General features: G+C 57.7%; 1 protein-coding gene. It reads right to left on the bottom strand.

Translation table 11 applies throughout. From position 1 onward, the window contains the following. On the bottom strand, positions 1–277 hold a 277-nt coding region (locus tag A3754_RS00300), incomplete at its 3' end, for a putative RNA methyltransferase (protein ID WP_369817556.1). Positions 278–686 lie beyond the last annotated feature (409 nt).

The raw sequence follows: 686 nt of genomic DNA, 5'->3' as shown, positions 1-686 counted from the left end.
CGCCACAGCCGATATCCAGCCAGGCGGGTTCTTCATCCGGCAGGTGGGCGAGCAGGGCATCTGCCAANGGTTGATAACGGCCCAGTTCAAGAAAAGCCGTGCGCGCCTGCACCATGGCCTTGTCGTCCCCCGGTGATCGGGAGCGGCGCTGCTGCGCCAACAACAGATTGGTGTAACCTCGCTTGGCACGATCGAACTGGTGGCCGTTATCGCAGTGCCAGCTATTGCCGGCAAGGCGCAGGACCTGTTCGCAACTGGGGCATTTGAGTGTGGGCATGGCAAACCGTGTTCCGGGGCGTGATGCCGGCAGTGAACCACAGGATGCCGGGAAAAGGTAGGGCAGAAGGCAGGGCGACAGCATCATGCAGAGCAATGGAAGAAGAGGGCGAGGGCAGCCGCCCTCGTATTATGGCGAAGCCGATATTTGTATTTCTGCACGTTGCAGCTTGGCTTCTGCGGTCAGGTTGCGCAGGTCACTTAAATACGCCTGATAGCTTTTATTCACAGATCACTCAGTGGGTGACCAATGATGGCGCACTGATTGCCAAATACTGCCCGTAGGCAAGTAACGCAAGCTGAGTTTCAGGCCCCGGTAATCCGGGGCTTTTTTGTTTAAGCGGGCATCCGAGAGAAACGAGGTGCCGACTCGTTGTTACTTCCTGCTGCTGAATGGCGGGGATCGATCA

The sequence above is a fragment of the Alcanivorax sp. HI0083 genome (assembly GCF_001635175.1).
Note: the sequence above shows the minus strand (reverse complement) of the source record. Positions and strands in the feature narration are given on the sequence as shown.